The organism is Methylophilus sp. (assembly GCF_052173275.1).
GTDB lineage: Bacteria > Pseudomonadota > Gammaproteobacteria > Burkholderiales > Methylophilaceae > Methylophilus.
The window spans coordinates 1,995,508-2,013,417 of record NZ_JBQMUL010000002.1 but is presented as its reverse complement, the minus strand read 5'-3'; the positions used below and the strand labels follow the sequence as shown (position 1 = coordinate 2,013,417).

Sequence of the window (17,910 nt, the reverse complement as noted above, 5' to 3'; positions counted from 1 at the left end):
TACTACCCCCTGGTGAGTTGATTGACCAATCCGCGCAAACCAGCCAGCTCCTTGATGGGAGAGTATTTGTCTTGCAGGGTGGTGATATTCTCTTTTATCTTATTAAAATCAAAATGCCCGCTATCGATTTCTTTAATTTTGTTCAGTATCATCTCCGAGAAGCTGCGGATATCGCCACACTTCACCTCATGAAACTGCCCGTCCAGCCAATACTCCTTACCCGCTTCACCGGTATAGCCTATCACCAGATTACCAGCCAGCGCCGCCTCTATCGGTGGCAAGCCCAGGCCTTCAAGCTCGCTAAAAGATAAAAATATCTTAGATCTGGATAAGGTTTCAGCGACTGCCTGCTGGTTCATGTTCTGGATAGGGAAAATCGTCCACGAGGCAGGCAGCTTTCTGGCGATATAGTTCAGCACCAGTGTTGAATGCTTCTCCAGCTTACGCGGCATGTAAGTGATGATGTTCTCTTTTTGCAGGGCCGGCTTGAACAGGTTCTCTTCTACCGACAGATGCAACCGGTAAATCTTCTGCTCAAATTCGGGAAAAAGAAACACCAGGCAGGCGTAAATATCATCCGAAACGCAGGTAATCAGTTCCGCATGCTGGTAGGCGGTATAAACAGACGCAATATCTGCCTTACGGAAAATATCATAGCCACCTTGCACTTGTATGATGTAGCGGATGCCTTTATCACGCGCGATCTTCGCCTCGCGCGCAGCCCACATCTCATGGATCACAAATACTTCATGTTTTTTATTAAAAATGAAGTTTTTCTTGAAATCCAGATTGGCAAAAGGCGCATCGCAGCGAAAATTCACATCCTTGGGATGAAATACCTGCGCTTTCACAGCAGCGATCTGCATATTGTTGATCAGTGACACATGCCGGTAGATCACCTTGACGCCGCCCGATGCTTTTTCAGCATTGGGGCACAAATAAGTCAGCGTCAATGTATGCTCAGACCGTTCATCCCTGGTCTGATACCTGAATTTTCGTAATTTGAAGATCAAATTATTGACTATCTTCGGCAGAGATAAACGCATCATTTTTTAATCTTTTGTGTAAACAGCAAAAATTGATTCAATAGCGCATCATGCCATATATGGTCAGGTTCTATCACATTTCCTTCTGCCCACTCGTTCCATGATTTGATCACAATTACCTGGGTCGGTAAATGCTGCTGGCGCTGACTCAATTGCAGATAAATCTGTTGCAGATGCAAGGCAAAAGATTGCGGATTAAATCCGCGCAAAATAGTGCCGCGCCTGAGGTGCCGCGGCGTGGTATCCCAGCCGGTGAATACAATAGGGATCTGGTGCGGGTCTTCAGACAACGGGTCGTTATCAATCACCAGTCCCTGATATTGATAAACAAATGGCCCCAGCTGCTTGAAGTGGAAGGTCCTCGCCAGTTTTTCACGGATATAAGACCACCAGTTGTCCCGCTTGCGCCACTTGAAAATACTGCCAGACTTATTATAGCCGTCGAAATATTTCTTCCAGGGCTGATGCGGTTCGGTGTTATCTGCCAGCCAGTAAATACCAGCAAAACCATGCTGTACTGCGCATTGGTTGAACGTCTCGATAAACACATCGAGATCAGGGATATCCCTGGGGCTAAAAATCGAAAATACCGGTTTGCCATCTACCAGAATGTAATTGTCAGACTGGAAGTGCGGCAACAATTGCTCAAAATAAGCGGTGTAATCTTCTGCACCCAGATACTGCTGCAACTGCAGCGTGATATTTTCGCGCTTGTTATACCAGGTATGGTTAGCCCAGCAGAAGGCATATTTGAAATCCAGCTGTTGATCGAGCACCAGTTGCATGGGCTTTTCGAGTAACTTTTTACCCTGCCCGAACCAGTAATCAAATACCAGAAAACCATCGATGCCATGCGCTTGTGCCACCGATTGCTGCCACTCGAATACGGCTGGATTGAGCAGATTGTAATCCCCGAAAGGTGTGTCAGGCTTGTGAATCTGTTGCCAGTCAAAATACGTTTTTGCCGTATTGAGCTGTTGCCACTCGGTGAACCCGGTTCCCCACCAGCGATTGTTTTCTTCAATCTCGTGGAACTGCGGTAAATAATAAGCCAGGCTGAGCAGACGGTTTGTCATGATGATTTTTTATTATTGATCCAGGCGGCTGTCTGCAAGAATGGCTTCACCATCGATGCCGCGCAATTTGGCATTGATGCGCTTGGCACCCTCACGCATGTTCTTTTCGCTAGTACCCAGTTGAGGGTTGAATATCAGCGTGGCATGGTTGAGATGGTCCACATACTGGCCCAATTGCACAGAATCCAGAAAACGCATCTCATAGCCCGCAGCGACCATTTTCTGGTGCATCACCATGCCCGCAGTCTTGTTGTCATCCGAAAAACTGGTATTCAGTGCACGGATGATATCCGTACGGTACATGGCGCAGTGGCTACGTAAATAGTATTTACTTTCATCCAGGCGATTGGGGTTATAGCCGCGATAACCAAACCATTGGTGCAATGCTTTCTTCCAGGATTGTTCAAAACGGATGCCCCAGCGCTCCAGCGTGGTTTTGGATTCAAGCTTCCACGAGCCTACACCCGCCAGCTTGGGATTCTCTGTGAAGGGCTGCAACAAGAACTGTAACCAGTCTGCCCGTTTCACAAAAGTATCGGTGTGGATAGACAGCACATACGGTGTCGTGACTTTGGCTAATGCCAGATCAAGCGCGCGCGAGTGCGACAGCGGCACAGTATCGTCCGTCGCAGGCTGGCGCTCAATCAAAGTCACCCACGGCAAAGAGCGCAAATACTCCAGCGATGCATCCTGCGAATTGTTGTCAATCGCAATGACTTCCACCTGGCTGAAATCAGTGTATTGACGCAACAGGCGCATACAGATCTTGGTGATTTCCGGCGTTTTATAGTTAGGCACCAGAATGGTGACTTGTTTGTTGTCTGTCGTCATGACCGGCATTATAAGCTAGTGTAATGGTTCACTCAAAAGGCGCAGGCGCTACTTAAAAGTCAGTATACGGCTGAAATTCCAGATGATGGCTGACCGTCACCTGGTGCTGTTTGCAATAACTTTGCCAGTCCGGCATATCGGTCCAGTCCGAGACAAATACAAAGTCCAGACCAGCCCCGGTTGAGGCCTGGTGATCAAAGCGGCTATCGCCGATAAACAATGCCGGAAACTGTATAGTGCCGTCCGCAATCATCTTCTCCAGATGCTCGTTCTTCTTGGTTGGCCCGCCGTAAATCCCCAGTTCAAATAGTTGGTCGAGTCCGCGACGCGGGAAGATCTTGCGTAGCTCTGCCTGGTCACCACCAGACATCAGCATCCATTTGGCATGCGCGGTTTTTTCTTTTAAATGTTGCAACTCCGGCGCAACCTCGCATTGCATCAGCGTTTCATCCAGGATCTCGGTGAAGGTATCCATCAGTGTTTGAAAAAACGCCTCGCTGAAAGGCTGTTTCAGGATATCGCTGATGTAATAACGGATTTTATCGTTGCGCGGGATGCTGCCCAGCTTGATATGGTAATCAACAAAAGCCTGTGCCTGCGCATCAGTGCCACCGGTGCGTTTGGAGGTATTGTAATAAGCATCCACCTTGGTTTGGTTGCTGTTCAGCACGACACCATCGCAATCAAGCACGATGGTTTTATATTTTTCGAGATTCAGGGATTGGGACATAAGCGGAGGGCAATAAAAAAGGCCTGTATGACTACAAGCCTTGATTATAGCGGATTTGATTTACCTTAATTGTGACGACTTGCGCAGTCTGAATTATTTGGCAGCAACAATCGCTGAAGCTTCTTTTGCCAGCTTGGTGATATGCGCCCAGTCTTTGCGTTCAACCGCGTCATTTGGTGTTAACCAGGTACCGCCACAGACCACTACGTTAGGCAATGCCAGGAACTGTGGAGCACTTTCAACACTCACGCCACCGGTCGGGCAGAACTTCACATCAGCAAACGGGCCAGCAAAGCCTTTCAGCAGGTTGATGCCACCCACTGCCACAGCCGGGAACAACTTCAGGAAGTAGTAGTCATCAGCATTCGCCATCATGATTTCAGAACCGGTAGACACACCTGGCAGCAATGGCAGGCCGATTTTACGGGCAAACTGGCCTAACTCAGTGGTGTAACCTGGGCTCACAGCAAACTGGCAACCAACGTCTTTAGAGGCTTGCGCATCTTTCAGGTTACGCACAGTGCCTGAACCCAGAATCGCATCAGGCACATGCTTGGCAATCTGCTCCATGGCTTGCAGGGCAACCGGCGAGCGCAAAGTCACTTCCAGCACTTTCACGCCACCTGCCAGCAAGGCTTCTGCCATAGGCACAGCATCTTCCACTTTGTTGATAACAATTACCGGAATGACCGGGCCATGGTTCGCTAAATCTAATGTGCTCATGTATGAAATATTTACCTAATTAACAATTGAATTCAATACTTAAAAATAAACTTTTATCTGCCCTGTAAATTCAAATGGCTAAGCAAGACTAGGCGCAGAAGCGCACACAGTACGATCAGTACGGCAAGCGCACTGCAACGCCGTATTGCGACGCCATTTTAATTTACAACCAGGTGATTGCGCCTTCTTCGGCAGACAGCACATTCCTGCGCATACCGCCAAACAATTCACGACCCAGGCCATGCGCATTATGGTGACGCTTGGCATCGCTCAACTCTTCAGTCTCACGTTCAGCCCAGGTATCTTCATCAACCAGTACATTCAACTGGCCAACCGTCCCATTCAAACGAATAATGTCACCGCTGCGGATTTTTGAGATCGGGCCACCAGCACTGGCTTCAGGGCTCAAGTGAATCGCTGCCGGGATCTTGCCGGAAGCTCCACTCATACGGCCATCAGTCACGATAGCCACACGGAAACCTTTGTTCTGCAGCACAGCCAGCGGCGGTGTCAGTTTGTGCAGTTCTGGCATGCCATTGGCTTTAGGGCCCTGGAAACGGACCACGGCAATAAAGTCTTTTTCCAGTTCGCCACGGTCAAAGGCGGCCAGCAGTTCTTCCTGTGCATCAAACACAATGGCTGGCGCTTCAATGATATGCCTGTCTTCAGGCACCGCAGAAATCTTGATCACACTACGGCCGAGGTTGCCTTTCAGCAAACGCAGGCCGCCGGACTCATTGAATGGGTGAGCCGCGGTACGCACGATGGTTTCATCGCCACTTTCTGCCGGATAATCTTTCCATACCAGCTTGTCGTCCTGTTTCTCCGGCTTTTTACCGTAGTCACGCATGCCACCGCCACTGACGGTGTAAACATCCGGGTACATATAGCCGCCTTCGATCAGCTCGCGGATCACAAAACCAGGGCCACCGGCCTCCTGGAATTCGTTCACGTCGGCTTTACCGTTAGGATAAACACTCGCCAGCAATGGGGTCGATCTGGCCAGGTAGTGGAAATCGGTCCAGTCGATCACGATACCGGCAGCACGGGCAACCGCTACCCAATGGATCAGGTGATTAGTAGAACCGCCAGTCGCGAGTAAAGCGACCATCGCGTTAACAATCACATGCTCATCGACCAAACGGCCAATCGGTACGAATTTATTCTTCTGGGTGTTTTGCAAGACCATACGCACCGCTTCGCGGGTCATGTCTTCACGCATACCATCGTGCGGATGGATGAATGCAGCGCCTGGCACATGCAAGCCCATGGCTTCCAGCAACATCTGGTTACTGTTGGCAGTACCGTAAAACGTACAGGTACCCGCGCCATGGTAAGCGGCAGATTCACTGGCCAGCAACTCTTCACGGCCGACCAGACCCTGCGCATATTGTTCACGCACTTTGGATTTAGAAGTGTTATCAATGCCGGTGCTCATTGGGCCTGCAGGCACAAACACACATGGCAAATGGCCAAAATGCAAAGCACCGATCAGCAAGCCTGGCACGATTTTGTCACAGACGCCCAATAGCAACGAGGCATCGAACACATCGTGCGACAAGGCCACGGCTGTACTCATGGCGATGGTATCGCGGCTGAACAGGCTCAGCTCCATACCAGGTTCACCCTGGGTGATCCCATCACACATGGCGGGCACGCCGCCAGCGACTTGTACGGTCGCACCGTGTTTACGCGCTTCATCACGGATGATGTCCGGATAATTGACGTAAGGCTGGTGCGCTGACAACATTTCGTTATAAGCCGTGACGATGCCGATGTGGGCTGGCTTTTCAGCGTAAATCTTGAATTTATCGTTTTGAGGCATGGCCGCAAATGCGTGTGCCACGTTGGCACAGCCCAAGCGATCCGGACCTTTTTCACGGTTGAGATAATCATCAATGCGCTGCAGATAAGCCTTGCGGGTCGGTCGACTGCGCTCGATGATGCGTTCTGTTACTTCAATGTGAGATTGTTTCATTGACTATCGCTCAACTGTGTTTTAACTACTGAACTACCCTGATGAACTGCTTTGACTTGCTTTTAATCACAGTTTGGGGATTTATTGTATATGAGTCCAAACCGAACTCTATTCCCGATTATCGCTAAACTACTGGAATCAGTCAAACCTAAAAGAGGGTCCACCTCTATTTTTTTGAATGATTCCAAACACTTAAACCGGAATAAGCGATTGATGGATTTAACTTTTGGTCACCAGCACATCTTCCAGCATCAGGTATTCCAGATCACAGCCATAAAACATATTCAACGCATCGGTCGGGCTGCAAATCATAGGCTCGCCACGGCGATTCAACGAGGTGTTCAACACCACGCCGTTGCCACGCAGGGTTTCCAGATGCTCAATCAGCGCATAGTAACGCGGATTAGTGGCCTTCGTGACCACCTGTGCCCGCGCGGTACCATCTTCATGCACCACTTCCGGGATACGAGATTTCCAGGCCGGGTTCACATCAAAGGTGAAGGTCATATAAGGCGCCGGATGGTCCGTTTGCAGAATGTCTTTTGCGACACGATCCAGCATACTCGGGCAAAACGGCCGCCAGCGCTCACGGTATTTGATTTGCGCATTGATACGGTCTGCCACGCCAGGAAAGCTCGGGTCACCCAAAATACTGCGGCAGCCTAATGAGCGTGGGCCAAACTCCATACGCCCCTGGAACCAGGCCAATGGATTACCTGCCGCCAGTAACTCAGCTGCTTTTTGCGGGCCATTCTCAACCCGTGTGAATGTGGGCTTTTCCGGATGCGACTCACAGGCGGCGATGCATTCTTCATTGCTGAATGCGGGCCCAAGGTAAGCATGTTCCATTTTATGGATGGTTTCACCGGCCTGGTGAGCAGCATAAGTCGCCGCACCTAAACTGGTGCCGTTATCACCGGCCGCCGGTTGCACGAATAATTCTTTCACATGCGGCAGGGAAATGATGCGCTGATTCAGTTTGACATTCAGCGCCACGCCACCTGCCATCACGATCTTGCCGGTTTCGCGGATGATGTCGCCCAGGTAATACTCAACCATCTGCAGCGCCAAGTCTTCCAGCAACTGCTGCACGCTCGCGGCATAATGGATATAAGGATCATCGATCTCATCGCCAGAGCGCTTGGGTCCTAACCATTCAATCAGTTTCGGTGTGAAATAAAAGCCTTTGCCGTTTTCTTTATACCGGCGCAACCCGACTACGTTCACATATTCGGTGTTGATCACCAGCTCGCCATTTTCAAATTTGGCCAGACGACTTAAATCATATTTCTTGGCGTCGCCATACGGCGCCATGCCCATGACCTTGAATTCGCCATCGAGCATTTCAAAGCCCAGGTACTCGGTAATGGCACCGTAGAGGCCACCTAACGAATCCGGGTCGTAGAATTCCTTTATTTTGTGAATCTTGCCGTTTTCGCCATAGCCAAAGAAAGTGGTGGCGTATTCGCCTTTGCCATCAATGCCGACAATAGCGGTTTTTTCTTTAAAGCCACTCAGATGATAAGCACTGGAAGCATGCGCCAAATGGTGCTCAACCGGCACGAATTTCGCCTTGCTCAAACCTAGATCCTGCATCAGTTTGAGGGATTTATCACGATTGCGGCGGAAACGGCGGTTACCGTTAAAAATCGCATCCAGTGCGCGGTCCGGCGCATACCAGTAACGCTTGGCGTAGTGCCAGCGCGCAGGCGAAGCCAGGGAGATCTCGCCATAGGGAAAAGCCACGATATCGACTTGCTCAGGCGTGATACCCGCTTGCTTCAGGCAGAATTTAGCTGCCTCATACGGCCAGTGATTTTTGGCGTGCTTGTCGCGTATAAAACGCTCTTCTTCGGCCGCGGCAATGATTTTGCCATCGACCAGAATAGCTGCAGAAGCATCGTGCCCCAGTGCGCCGGATAACCCTAATACAATCATTCAGTGACTCTTTAGTAGATTTAAATAGAAATGCCTGCCAGTTTTAGCGGTGTGTGATCTGCATACACCGTCTGAAAACTTTGCAACAGCGCATTATACAGCGAAGTATCGTCTTTCCAATTTTGCAGCAATCGGCGGATGTCCCTCGCATGTGCACGTAGAGCGCGTCTGGCACAGCGGTGTTCCTGCATGCTATCCAGGTCCATCACTACGATCTGGCCTTGCGGATCCACCTGTAAATTACTGGCTTTCAGATCTCCATGCGAAATCTTCAACAGGTAGAACTGGTAGCAGGTAAGCGCCAATTGCCTGAGCGTTTCTGCGCGTAAAGTATCGTTTTTAACCGTCTGAAAAAAAGTCAGTGCATCGGGCAAGGCGCTGATGGCAGACACAAAATAGGCTTCACCACGCAAGCCAAGAAAGCGTTTTTCCAGCATCGCCAACGGTTGCGGCGTTAAAAATCCATAATACTGCAAGCGATGTGCGTTAGACCATGAATGCGCCGCCCGGCTTGGGCGCCAGCATCGGCCAAGTGCATGCAGCAGGTGTTTGATATTGTAGCGCTTGATGACCACATCCAGTTGCGCCAGCCGGGCGCGTACCACGGTACTGGTATTGCCGTCTTTGAGGATACTGCCCGCGTGCATGGCCGCTTCCAGTAAATGCGGGTTCAAATCAGGCAAAGTCGCATGTGCATTGCGCGCCAATACAAATGTAGAGGTTTGCTGCCACAACACATCGCTACAGTTACGGAAGATTTTGCGCTCTACATATTCACGCACCGCATTGGCTTTGTCACGGGCGGCCCAGGCCAGTATCTGCGGTGGATGGCAGTCAGCCGACCATAGTCGTGCTTGCTGATAAGCGCTTAGCAACGGTGCCTCCCATGCCTGCTGGTCAAGTACCGCAAGCTTGCCTATCAGTGCCGCAAGCTGCTGGTAAGCAGCGCGTTTGGATAACGTTTTTTGGCGTATGCCATCGCCATCAATCGACCATACCTGCTCATGGGCGAGCATAAAGTTTTTCAGATGCAGATCGGTCTGCACCAAACCCGCCGCATGTTGCTGCGCCAGTACGCGGACGACTTTTTCAATCAGTGCCAATCGTTGACCAGCATCGCTGTGCGCATAAACTTGCTGCACGTTCTCGGCCTGGGGGATCGCAGCATAAATCAATACCTGCGCCTGCCCGTTTTGCGCATGGCCTTGCCATAGCAAGGCAGGCGTGAGCAGCTGAGCCTCAGCCAGCCACAAAGCCCCTTGCGCATCCCGTTGCGCATATCTATCTGCCTGCGGGCCAGTAAACACCTTGGCGAATACGGCCTGTCCTTGCCACTGCGCGCTGAATACCCAACGGCGGCCAGGTAACATACGGTGCACCACTAACTGCGTCAAGGCACTGCCATCTGACAGTATCACTGCACCCTCAGTGACCACCGGGCATGCTGCAGGCGCTATATCAGTCGTTAAAGGATGAGAGGTCGTTTCCAGGTCCGGCATGCAGAGTGTCGTTTCAGAGTAATGGTCTATTTTACTGCAAACCGCGCCTGATGCATGCCGCAATAGCAAAGCATAAAAACTTGGCGGCCAGTTGCGGCTTGCCCGCCAGAGTTTGTTAAGATAGGCACACCTTCAAATTTTGGTTGTGATTGATCATTCATGCTGTTTTACTTTTGCAAATGTATTGCCTGCCTGCCCCTGCGCTGGGTGCATAGACTGGGGGCCGGATTAGGCACGCTGTCCTATTGGCTGGATGGCAAAAGCAACCGCATTGCGCTTACCAATATCGAGCAAAGCGGCCTGACCGAAAACCATGATCAGGCCAGACAATTAATGAAGCGCAGCCGCATAGAGGCTGGCAAAGCCTTGCTGGAAACTTTTTTTATCTGGGGGCAATCCGCTGAACGTCTGTTACCGTTGATTCAGGAGGTAAATGGCTGGGAAGCCGTGACGCAGGCGCAACAGGAGGGCAAAGGGCTGATCTTCTTGACGCCACATCTGGGCTGTTTTGAAATCACCTCGGTTTATTATGGCTCACGCCATCCCATTACCGTGTTGTACCGTCCACCCAAAATGCAAGCGCTCAGCAACCTGGTGGTGAATGGGCGGCAAAAAGGCCAAGTGTCCATGGCGCCAGCCAATGCCAGCGGTGTCAGAAAACTATTGCAGGCGCTCAAAGCCGGGCAGGCGGTAGGCATATTGCCTGACCAGATCCCCCGCAGTGGCGAAGGCGAATGGGCGGATTTTTTTGGCAAACCGGCGTATACCATGGGGCTGGCCAGCAAACTGGCCAGCAAGTCTAATGCAGTGGTGGTGATGGCATTTGGTGAACGGCTAACCGACGGTAGAGGCTTTAATATCCACCTGTCCCGTGTCGACGATATTCATACGCCTGCCCTGCTTAACCAGGCGATTGAACGGCAGATTGCACAATGTCCGGCACAATATCTATGGCAGTACAACCGCTTTAAACAGCGGCGATACGCCATGCATAAGCTTGAAAAGCACTCTTCTGATACAACAGCAGATATACCAGACCAGTAACCCTTAGCGCATATTAACTATGTACCAAACCCTGGATCCAGCGGCTATACACTTTATCGGCCACCGTGTGTAATTGATCGCAACCCGATTCGACTTCTGCCAGCATGGATTCGGCAGATTGCACAGCCGGGCTTGACGAAGACTCGGCAATATCCGTTTTCCACTTATCAGTCCACATCCTGACCATTTCCGGCATCATTTCAATATGGCACTGAAAGCCGATATGTTTACCAAAGGCGTAGGCCTGATTTTCGCAATACGGGCTAGCCAGCACACGGCTCGCACCGTCAGGGATGGTAAAAGTTTCGCCATGCCAGTGAAAGCTGTTAAAGCCGGATAACTCGCCAAACCATTCTTGCGCTAGCTGATTATCCAGCACCGACACCTCACCCCAGCCTATCTCTTTGACCGGGTTTTTGCTCACTGTACCACCTAGCGCCTTGCTGATCAGCTGGCCACCCAGGCAATGCCCTAGCAAAGGGATATCCTTATCGACAGATTCACGGATCAGATCCAGCAAAGGTGGAATCCACGGCAAGTCATCATTGACACTCATAGGGCCGCCCATCAGCACAATACCGCTATAAGCCTCGACTGAGTCAGGCACTGCTTCGCCTTTATCAATACGTACTTCGCACCACGGAATGGCATGTTGCGCTAAAAAAGTGCCTAAATAGCCTGCACCTTCGCAGCAGGCGTGCCTGAAAACAACCACCGGTTTCATACTGACCCTTTTCGCTTCCTTTGCTTGCGACTATATTTGCTTAAATTAAACTGCTTTATATTTACCAAGCAAGATTCCGTCCAGATTGTATGGCCCGATGGCATAACGTATCAGCCGCAAGGTCGGAAAGCCCACATGCGCCGTCATTCTGCGTACCTGGCGGTTCTTGCCTTCGCTTATCTTCAGCTCTAGCCAGGTGGTTGGGATGGCTTTGCGTTCACGGATAGGTGGCTCGCGCTGCCACAAATGGGCAGGTTCAGTGATGATTTTCACCTGTGCGGGCTGCGTCACAAAGTCACCTAAATCAACACCCTGCTGCAATGGCATCAAATCTGCTTGTGTAGGAGCACCTTCGACCTGAACCCAGTAGGTTTTGATTTCTTTGTGTTTGGGATGGCTTAAACGATGTTGCAAAGCACCGTCATCGGTTAAAATGAGCAATCCTTCAGAATCGGTATCCAGCCGCCCGGCCGCATATACGTTGGGAATCGGAATATAGTCTTTAAGCGTCGCATGTTTCTCGTGAGGAGTGAACTGGCAGACGACGTTAAAAGGTTTGTTAAACAGTAACAACATGGAAAGCGCTATGTCAAAAATCAAGGTGCCAGCGACTGGCAGCAAAATCGTCGTGAATGCCGATAATACCCTAAATGTTCCCGACCAACCTATTATCCCCTTTATTGAAGGCGACGGTATCGGGATAGATATTACGCCACCAATGATTAAAGTAGTCGATACCGCCGTAGAAAAAGCCTATGGCGGCAAGCGCAAAATTTCATGGATGGAAGTCTACGCCGGTGAGAAATCCACCGCAGTCTACGGCAAAGATACCTGGTTATCGGATGAAACCATGGCGGTGCTGAAAGACTATGTCATCTCCATCAAAGGCCCACTGACCACGCCAGTCGGCGGCGGCATTCGTTCACTCAATGTGACCCTGCGCCAGGAACTGGACTTATACGTCTGCCTGCGCCCGATTCAGTATTTTGAAGGCGTACCTAGCCCAGTCAAACATCCTGAAAAAACCGACATGGTCATTTTCAGGGAAAATACTGAAGATATTTATGCAGGGATCGAATGGGCTGCCGGGTCTGAAGAGGTCAAGAAAGTCATTAATTTTCTGAGCGACATGGGTGTGCGCAAGAAAATCCGCTTCCCTGAAGCGTCTTCTATCGGTATCAAACCAGTTTCTATCGATGGCAGCAAACGCCTGATTCGCAAAGCGATTCAATACGCGATTGATAACAACCGTACCTCGGTGACCATCACCCACAAAGGCAACATCATGAAGTTCACCGAAGGTGGCTTCCGTGACTGGGGCTACCAATTGGCTAAAGAAGAGTTTGGCGCGGAGCTGATCGACGGCGGCCCTTGGTGCAAACTGCCTAATGGCATTGTGATCAAGGATTGTATTGCGGATGCGTTCCTGCAGGAGATTTTGCTACACCCGGAAGATCACGATGTAGTTGCTGCCCTCAACCTTAACGGCGATTACATCAGTGATGCGCTGGCGGCACAAGTGGGTGGCATTGGCATTGCACCAGGTGCTAACCTGAGCGACACCATCGCCATGTTTGAAGCCACGCATGGCACGGCGCCTAAAATCGCCGGTAAAAACCTGGCCAATCCGAGCTCTTTGATTCTGTCAGCAGAGATGATGCTACGCCATATGGGCTGGGTAGAAGCCGCAGACCTGGTCATCAGTGGCGTGGGTAAAGCCATCGCCAGCAAGCGTGTGACGGGAGATTTCTCCAGCCAGATGGAAGGCGCGACGCAAGTGAGCTCAGCCGAGTTTGGCGATGAGATCATCAAGCAGATGTAAGCCACCATATGCGCTACATAAGCGTCATGCGTTAAAGTAACGCCATTAAACAATGGCGTAACAAAAAACGGCTCACCAATGTGTGAGCCGTTTACATTTGGTGCCCCTAAACGATCATTATGCTTTTTGGATATTGCTTGCTTGCTTGCCTTTTGGGCCTTCCGTCAAATCAAAGCTGACGCGCTGACCTTCTTTTAAGCTTTTGTAGCCAGACTCAACGATTGCGGAAAAGTGCGCAAATAAATCGTCACCGCCATCATCAGGCGTAATGAATCCGAAACCCTTAGAGTCGTTAAACCACTTCACGGTACCTGTTGCCATTTTACTTCCTTACTTTTTTTACTTATTTAAAGGGAGGCGCCCCAAAAGTTTGTCTCAAGTACTTAAGTCGCAATAAACAAGCGTTGCTTTACTTAAAGACGGCTACAAAAAACCTGAACGCAAACGCCTTGAGGACTTTATACATTCAGCATTATTTAAATGTCAAGCGTAATTTTTCATCTTTTCGCGAATTGGCGTAAATCTGATTAAAATTTGTATAAATGCTGCATGAGAGTACGTCTTTTCTTTGATTTGATCAAAGGCCATACAAAGTATACTCAGGAAAAAGTATTGTTGTATCAATACATTAACTGGATTAACTCGAGCTCAGATATCACTTTATGGCAACGCTTGGCAGTACACAAAAACTTGGCGGTATGGCGCGTACACTGGTGCAATCTGCGCTCATTAGCGAAGATGAAGCGGGTGAGCTTCAGCTAAAAGCACATACGCAAAAAATAAGTTTTGTGGCGGCGATCCTAGCGCAGAAAAAAATCTCCTCGCGGCTGATCGCACAGGCTGCTTCAGACGCGTTTGGCTTTCCATTCTTTGACCTGGATGCGCTGGAACAGGAGTCGTTACCGGCGAAAACCATCGATATCAAACTGATGCAGTCGCAACGCGTGTTGCTGCTGCAACAAAAAAGCAATGTGGCCTACATTGCGATCTCCGACCCGACCAACCTGCAGGCACTGGATACCATACAGTTTCAAATGGGGGCGACCTTATCGCCACTGGTGGTGGAAGACGACAAGCTAGGCAAATGGATAGACAGGATTGTTGAGTCTAAAGACACCAGCATGGCGTCATTGAATGCGGGTAGCGATGACTTTGATTTAGGGCTGGAAGAAACGAATCAGGAGCAGGAAGCCGAAGTCACGCAAGAAGTTGACGACGCGCCTGTGGTTAAATTCCTGCAAAAAATCTTGATGGATGCGATCAATATGGGCGCCTCTGACCTGCATTTCGAGCCTTACGAAAAGTATTACCGCATCCGCTTCCGTATTGATGGTGTGCTCAGGGACATGGCGCAGCCGCCTCTGGCGATTAAAGACAAACTGGCGTCGCGTATCAAAGTGATCTCCAATCTGGATATCTCCGAGAAAAGAATCCCGCAAGATGGCCGCATGAAGTTGCTGCTCTCGAAAACACGCTCGATTGACTTCCGCGTCAGCACCTTGCCACTGATTTATGGTGAAAAGATCGTGATGCGGATTCTGGACCCGACCAGCGCCACGCTGGGCATTGAAGCGCTGGGATATGAGCCTGAGCAAAAAGAAGCCTTGCTTAAAGCGGTTCAGCGCCCTTATGGCCTGGTGCTGGTCACCGGTCCGACCGGCTCAGGCAAAACGGTTTCGCTTTATACCTGCTTGAACCTGCTCAATGACCCAGGCGTGAATATCTCCACCGCTGAAGATCCTGCAGAGATCCCGCTAGCGGGCATTAACCAGGTTAACGTTAACGACAAACAGGGCCTGACGTTTGCCGCGGCACTCAAATCGTTTCTGCGGCAAGACCCGGACATCATCATGATTGGTGAGATTCGCGACCTGGAAACGGCCGACATGGCGATTAAGGCTGCCTCTACCGGCCACATGGTGTTATCTACCTTGCATACCAATGATGCACCGACCACTTTGTCTCGTTTGGTAAATATGGGCGTTGCCCCCTTCAATATTGCCTCGGCAGTGACGTTAATAACAGCACAACGTCTGGCCAGGCGCTTATGCAAACATTGCAAAGTGCCTTTAGATGTACCCAAAGAAGCGTTGCTGAGCGTTGGTTTTAAAGAGGCTGAGCTGGATGGCAGCTGGCAGTTATATGATGCGAAAGCAGGCGGCTGCGAGCACTGCAATAATGGTTACAAAGGCCGCGTGGGCATTTACCAGGTGATGCCGGTCAGTGAAGAAATGGCGCGCATCATCATGGCAAGCGGCAATGCCATGGATATCGCTGCACAGGCCAAACGCGAAGGCGTGAGGGACTTGCGCGAGTCAGGCTTGCTCAAAGTGAAACAGGGCCTGACTTCTATCGAGGAAGTGGAAGCTGTTACCAACGAATAATGCACCATTTGATGAATCATCAGTAAGAAAACATTATGGCAACTGCAAATATCAAACAATCTGTCTTCCTTTGGGAAGGCAAAGACCGCAAAGGCAAGGTGGTCAAGGGTGAAATGCGTGCCAACGGCGAAGCCGTGGTCAACGCTACTTTACGGCGCCAGGGCATTGCCGTGACTAAAGTCAAAAAACAGAGCTCGCTGACCATTAAAGGGCGAGTGACGGATAAAGACATTACGTTATTCACCCGCCAGCTGGCGACCATGATGAAAGCCGGTGTGCCTTTACTACAGGCATTTGATATCGTCGGCAAAGGTCACCATAACCCGGCAGTGGCCAAATTGCTGGCTGATATTAAAGCGGATGTTGAAACCGGCAGCAGTTTAAGTGCTGGCTTCCGCAAATACCCCTTGTACTTTGATAACCTGTTTTGCAACCTGGTCGCGGCCGGTGAGCAGGCCGGTATCCTGGATGCCTTGCTCGACAGGCTGGCCACTTATAAAGAAAAAATCCAGGCCATTAAAAGCAAAATCAAATCCGCCCTGGTGTATCCAGTCTCCATTATCGTGGTGGCATTTGTCATCACGGCCGTGATCATGATTTTTGTGGTGCCTGCATTTAAAGATCTATTCAGCAGCTTTGGCGCCGATCTCCCCGGGCCAACCGTGGTTGTGATTAATATCTCCGACTTTTTTGTACACTACTGGTGGGCCATCTTTGGCACGCTCGGCTTTGGAATCTGGTTTTTCCTCTACACCTGGAAGCGCTCAGAAAAACTGCAAGCCTCCATGGACCGCCTGATGCTGCGCCTGCCTATTTTTGGCGCGTTGATACGCAAAGCCACCATCGCGCGCTTTGCCCGCACCCTTTCCACCATGTTTGCGGCCGGGGTGCCGCTGGTAGAAGCGCTGGATTCCGTGGCCGGTGCTTCTGGCAACAAGGTCTATTATGACGCCACTAAAAGGATACAAAGCGAAGTCAGCACCGGCACCAGCCTGACAGTTTCCATGCAAAATGCCAATGTGTTCCCCAACATGGTGATACAGATGACAGCGATTGGCGAAGAATCCGGTTCGCTGGATTCTATGCTGACCAAAGTGGCTGATTTTTACGAAGGCGAAGTAGACGACGCTGTCGCGTCTATCTCCAGCCTGATGGAACCGGTGATCATGGTGGTATTAGGCGTCCTCATTGGTGGCCTGGTCGTAGCCATGTATATGCCTATCTTCAAAATGGGTAAAGTGGTCAGCGGCGGCGGTTAAAAGCCAGTCTGAAAGGATACGATCACACAAACAAAAGGCCGGGGAAACCCGGCCTTTTGCCTATCATCAATGCGCGAAAAACTATTTCTTGGCAGTCTGCAGCGCTTTTTCGATCTCGTCAGCAGGCTGCGCACCTAACATACGTTTGCCGTTTTCAAAAAACAGGGTCGGCGTGCTGTTTACGCCAATCTTGTGGGCCAGTTCACCTACTTTTTCCAGCGGCACTTCGCATTTAGCGGTGGTCGTTGGCAATTTATTATTGAATATCCACTCTTGCCAGGCTTTGACGCGGTTGCTGGCGCACCAGATGCTGCGTGACTTATTGGCGGCATCCGGATGCAATTGCTCGATCGGGTAGAGGAAAGTGTAAATAGTCACATCATTGATCTTGGTCAACTCGTTCTGCTCCAGGCGTTTGCAGAAGGGGCAATCCACATCGGAGAACACCACCAGCTTACGCGCACCATTACCCTTCACTACTTTGATGGCTTGGTCCAGTGGCAAGCTATTGAAGTCGATTTTAGTCAGTTCATCCATGCGTTCGCCGGTGATGTCTTTTTTGGTTTTCGGGTCAACCAGGTGGCCTTCAGCGATCAGGAAACTGAATTTGTCATCGGTGTAGATGATCTGCCCACCCATGAAGATTTCATATAAACCGGAATAGCTGGTTTTAGTCACGCTATCGACCTTAATTTTCGGATAAGCCGCTTCAATGGCTTTTCTGACTGAAGCTTCATCTGCAACACTGTTCACTGCACCCAGCAAACCGACGCTGAGTAAGCCTGCGCTGAGTAAAACCGGTAAGCTCAGCTTGCGAATGGCAGAATGCCAAAAACCTTTTTTCATAAATCACTCT

16 protein-coding genes are annotated in these 17,910 nt (G+C 50.3%); 4 read left to right on the top strand and 12 right to left on the bottom strand.

All coding sequences use genetic code 11. The features are described from left to right. Positions 1-2: 2 nt before the first annotated feature. From ACTS9Y_RS10965 to ACTS9Y_RS10930, 8 genes are all read right to left on the bottom strand, one after another. On the bottom strand, positions 3-1,049 hold the full coding sequence (locus tag ACTS9Y_RS10965) for a hypothetical protein (RefSeq protein WP_442585963.1): 1,047 nt from the start codon (positions 1,047-1,049) through the stop codon (positions 3-5). Then, positions 1,046-2,122 carry a glycosyltransferase WbsX family protein gene (locus ACTS9Y_RS10960; protein WP_442585962.1) on the bottom strand — a complete coding sequence of 359 codons (1,077 nt, stop codon included), beginning with the start codon at positions 2,120-2,122 and terminating at the stop codon, positions 1,046-1,048. The genes ACTS9Y_RS10965 and ACTS9Y_RS10960 overlap by 4 nt, the downstream gene beginning before the upstream one ends. A gap of 12 nt (positions 2,123-2,134) precedes the next feature. After that, positions 2,135-2,953 carry a glycosyltransferase family 2 protein gene (locus ACTS9Y_RS10955; protein ID WP_442585961.1) on the bottom strand — a complete coding sequence of 273 codons (819 nt, stop codon included), beginning with the start codon at positions 2,951-2,953 and terminating at the stop codon, positions 2,135-2,137. 52 nt (positions 2,954-3,005) lie between these two features. After that, a complete protein-coding gene (locus tag ACTS9Y_RS10950) occupies positions 3,006-3,683 on the bottom strand; it encodes an HAD family hydrolase (protein WP_442585960.1) in 678 nt (225 codons plus the stop codon). Positions 3,684-3,776: 93 nt separating this feature from the next. Continuing rightward, positions 3,777-4,406 carry a bifunctional 4-hydroxy-2-oxoglutarate aldolase/2-dehydro-3-deoxy-phosphogluconate aldolase gene (gene eda / locus ACTS9Y_RS10945; protein ID WP_379035619.1) on the bottom strand — a complete coding sequence of 210 codons (630 nt, stop codon included), beginning with the start codon at positions 4,404-4,406 and terminating at the stop codon, positions 3,777-3,779. Positions 4,407-4,569: 163 nt separating this feature from the next. After that, complete coding sequence (gene edd / locus ACTS9Y_RS10940) at positions 4,570-6,384, bottom strand: phosphogluconate dehydratase (protein ID WP_442585959.1); 1,815 nt, start codon at positions 6,382-6,384, stop codon at positions 4,570-4,572. 219 nt (positions 6,385-6,603) lie between these two features. Beyond that, positions 6,604-8,322, bottom strand: a complete 1,719-nt coding sequence (locus ACTS9Y_RS10935) for a carbamoyltransferase family protein (RefSeq protein ID WP_442585958.1) — start codon at positions 8,320-8,322, stop codon at positions 6,604-6,606. Positions 8,323-8,342: 20 nt separating this feature from the next. Continuing rightward, positions 8,343-9,821: a lipopolysaccharide kinase InaA family protein gene (locus tag ACTS9Y_RS10930; RefSeq protein ID WP_442585957.1), complete on the bottom strand. Its 1,479-nt coding sequence runs from the start codon at positions 9,819-9,821 to the stop codon at positions 8,343-8,345. A 159-nt stretch (positions 9,822-9,980) separates the two neighbouring features. Between ACTS9Y_RS10930 and ACTS9Y_RS10925 the strand changes: the two genes are divergently transcribed. Next, a complete protein-coding gene (locus ACTS9Y_RS10925) occupies positions 9,981-10,865 on the top strand; it encodes a lysophospholipid acyltransferase family protein (RefSeq protein WP_442585956.1) in 885 nt (294 codons plus the stop codon). Positions 10,866-10,878: 13 nt separating this feature from the next. Here the strand turns inward: ACTS9Y_RS10925 and ACTS9Y_RS10920 are convergent, their stop codons facing one another. Continuing rightward, positions 10,879-11,589 carry a type 1 glutamine amidotransferase gene (locus ACTS9Y_RS10920; protein ID WP_442585955.1) on the bottom strand — a complete coding sequence of 237 codons (711 nt, stop codon included), beginning with the start codon at positions 11,587-11,589 and terminating at the stop codon, positions 10,879-10,881. Positions 11,590-11,634: 45 nt separating this feature from the next. Then, positions 11,635-12,165 (bottom strand): rRNA large subunit pseudouridine synthase E, encoded by a 531-nt coding sequence (locus ACTS9Y_RS10915; RefSeq protein ID WP_442585954.1) that lies wholly within the window; start codon positions 12,163-12,165, stop codon positions 11,635-11,637. A gap of 10 nt (positions 12,166-12,175) precedes the next feature. Between ACTS9Y_RS10915 and icd the strand changes: the two genes are divergently transcribed. Then, on the top strand, positions 12,176-13,411 hold the full coding sequence (gene icd, locus ACTS9Y_RS10910; RefSeq protein ID WP_442585953.1) for an NADP-dependent isocitrate dehydrogenase: 1,236 nt from the start codon (positions 12,176-12,178) through the stop codon (positions 13,409-13,411). A gap of 117 nt (positions 13,412-13,528) precedes the next feature. On the opposite strand, the gene ACTS9Y_RS10905 is transcribed toward icd, so the two are convergent. Continuing rightward, a complete protein-coding gene (locus ACTS9Y_RS10905) occupies positions 13,529-13,732 on the bottom strand; it encodes a cold-shock protein (protein WP_015831543.1) in 204 nt (67 codons plus the stop codon). 341 nt (positions 13,733-14,073) lie between these two features. On the opposite strand from ACTS9Y_RS10905, the gene pilB reads away from it, so the two are divergent. Then, positions 14,074-15,795 carry a type IV-A pilus assembly ATPase PilB gene (pilB, locus tag ACTS9Y_RS10900; RefSeq protein ID WP_442585952.1) on the top strand — a complete coding sequence of 574 codons (1,722 nt, stop codon included), beginning with the start codon at positions 14,074-14,076 and terminating at the stop codon, positions 15,793-15,795. Positions 15,796-15,830: 35 nt separating this feature from the next. Beyond that, the gene (locus ACTS9Y_RS10895; RefSeq protein ID WP_442585951.1) at positions 15,831-17,054 is read left to right on the top strand and encodes a type II secretion system F family protein; all 1,224 of its coding nucleotides are present in this window, start codon (positions 15,831-15,833) and stop codon (positions 17,052-17,054) included. 81 nt (positions 17,055-17,135) lie between these two features. On the opposite strand, the gene ACTS9Y_RS10890 is transcribed toward ACTS9Y_RS10895, so the two are convergent. Then, positions 17,136-17,900, bottom strand: a complete 765-nt coding sequence (locus ACTS9Y_RS10890; RefSeq protein ID WP_442585950.1) for a DsbC family protein — start codon at positions 17,898-17,900, stop codon at positions 17,136-17,138. Between the last annotated feature and the right edge of the window lie 10 nt (positions 17,901-17,910).

Excerpts from the sequence above, each read along its gene's own strand:
- ACTS9Y_RS10965 (WP_442585963.1), bottom strand. The coding sequence starts at position 1,049 with ATGATGCGTTTATCTCTGCCGAAGATAGTCAATAATTTGATCTTCAAA.
- ACTS9Y_RS10960 (WP_442585962.1), bottom strand. The coding sequence starts at position 2,122 with ATGACAAACCGTCTGCTCAGCCTGGCTTATTATTTACCGCAGTTCCAC.
- ACTS9Y_RS10955 (WP_442585961.1), bottom strand. The coding sequence starts at position 2,953 with ATGACGACAGACAACAAACAAGTCACCATTCTGGTGCCTAACTATAAA.
- ACTS9Y_RS10950 (WP_442585960.1), bottom strand. The coding sequence starts at position 3,683 with ATGTCCCAATCCCTGAATCTCGAAAAATATAAAACCATCGTGCTTGAT.
- eda (WP_379035619.1), bottom strand. The coding sequence starts at position 4,406 with ATGAGCACATTAGATTTAGCGAACCATGGCCCGGTCATTCCGGTAATT.
- edd (WP_442585959.1), bottom strand. The coding sequence starts at position 6,384 with ATGAAACAATCTCACATTGAAGTAACAGAACGCATCATCGAGCGCAGT.
- ACTS9Y_RS10935 (WP_442585958.1), bottom strand. The coding sequence starts at position 8,322 with ATGATTGTATTAGGGTTATCCGGCGCACTGGGGCACGATGCTTCTGCA.
- ACTS9Y_RS10930 (WP_442585957.1), bottom strand. The coding sequence starts at position 9,821 with ATGCCGGACCTGGAAACGACCTCTCATCCTTTAACGACTGATATAGCG.
- ACTS9Y_RS10925 (WP_442585956.1), top strand. The coding sequence starts at position 9,981 with ATGCTGTTTTACTTTTGCAAATGTATTGCCTGCCTGCCCCTGCGCTGG.
- ACTS9Y_RS10920 (WP_442585955.1), bottom strand. The coding sequence starts at position 11,589 with ATGAAACCGGTGGTTGTTTTCAGGCACGCCTGCTGCGAAGGTGCAGGC.
- ACTS9Y_RS10915 (WP_442585954.1), bottom strand. The coding sequence starts at position 12,165 with ATGTTGTTACTGTTTAACAAACCTTTTAACGTCGTCTGCCAGTTCACT.
- icd (WP_442585953.1), top strand. The coding sequence starts at position 12,176 with ATGTCAAAAATCAAGGTGCCAGCGACTGGCAGCAAAATCGTCGTGAAT.
- ACTS9Y_RS10905 (WP_015831543.1), bottom strand. The coding sequence starts at position 13,732 with ATGGCAACAGGTACCGTGAAGTGGTTTAACGACTCTAAGGGTTTCGGA.
- pilB (WP_442585952.1), top strand. The coding sequence starts at position 14,074 with ATGGCAACGCTTGGCAGTACACAAAAACTTGGCGGTATGGCGCGTACA.
- ACTS9Y_RS10895 (WP_442585951.1), top strand. The coding sequence starts at position 15,831 with ATGGCAACTGCAAATATCAAACAATCTGTCTTCCTTTGGGAAGGCAAA.
- ACTS9Y_RS10890 (WP_442585950.1), bottom strand. The coding sequence starts at position 17,900 with ATGAAAAAAGGTTTTTGGCATTCTGCCATTCGCAAGCTGAGCTTACCG.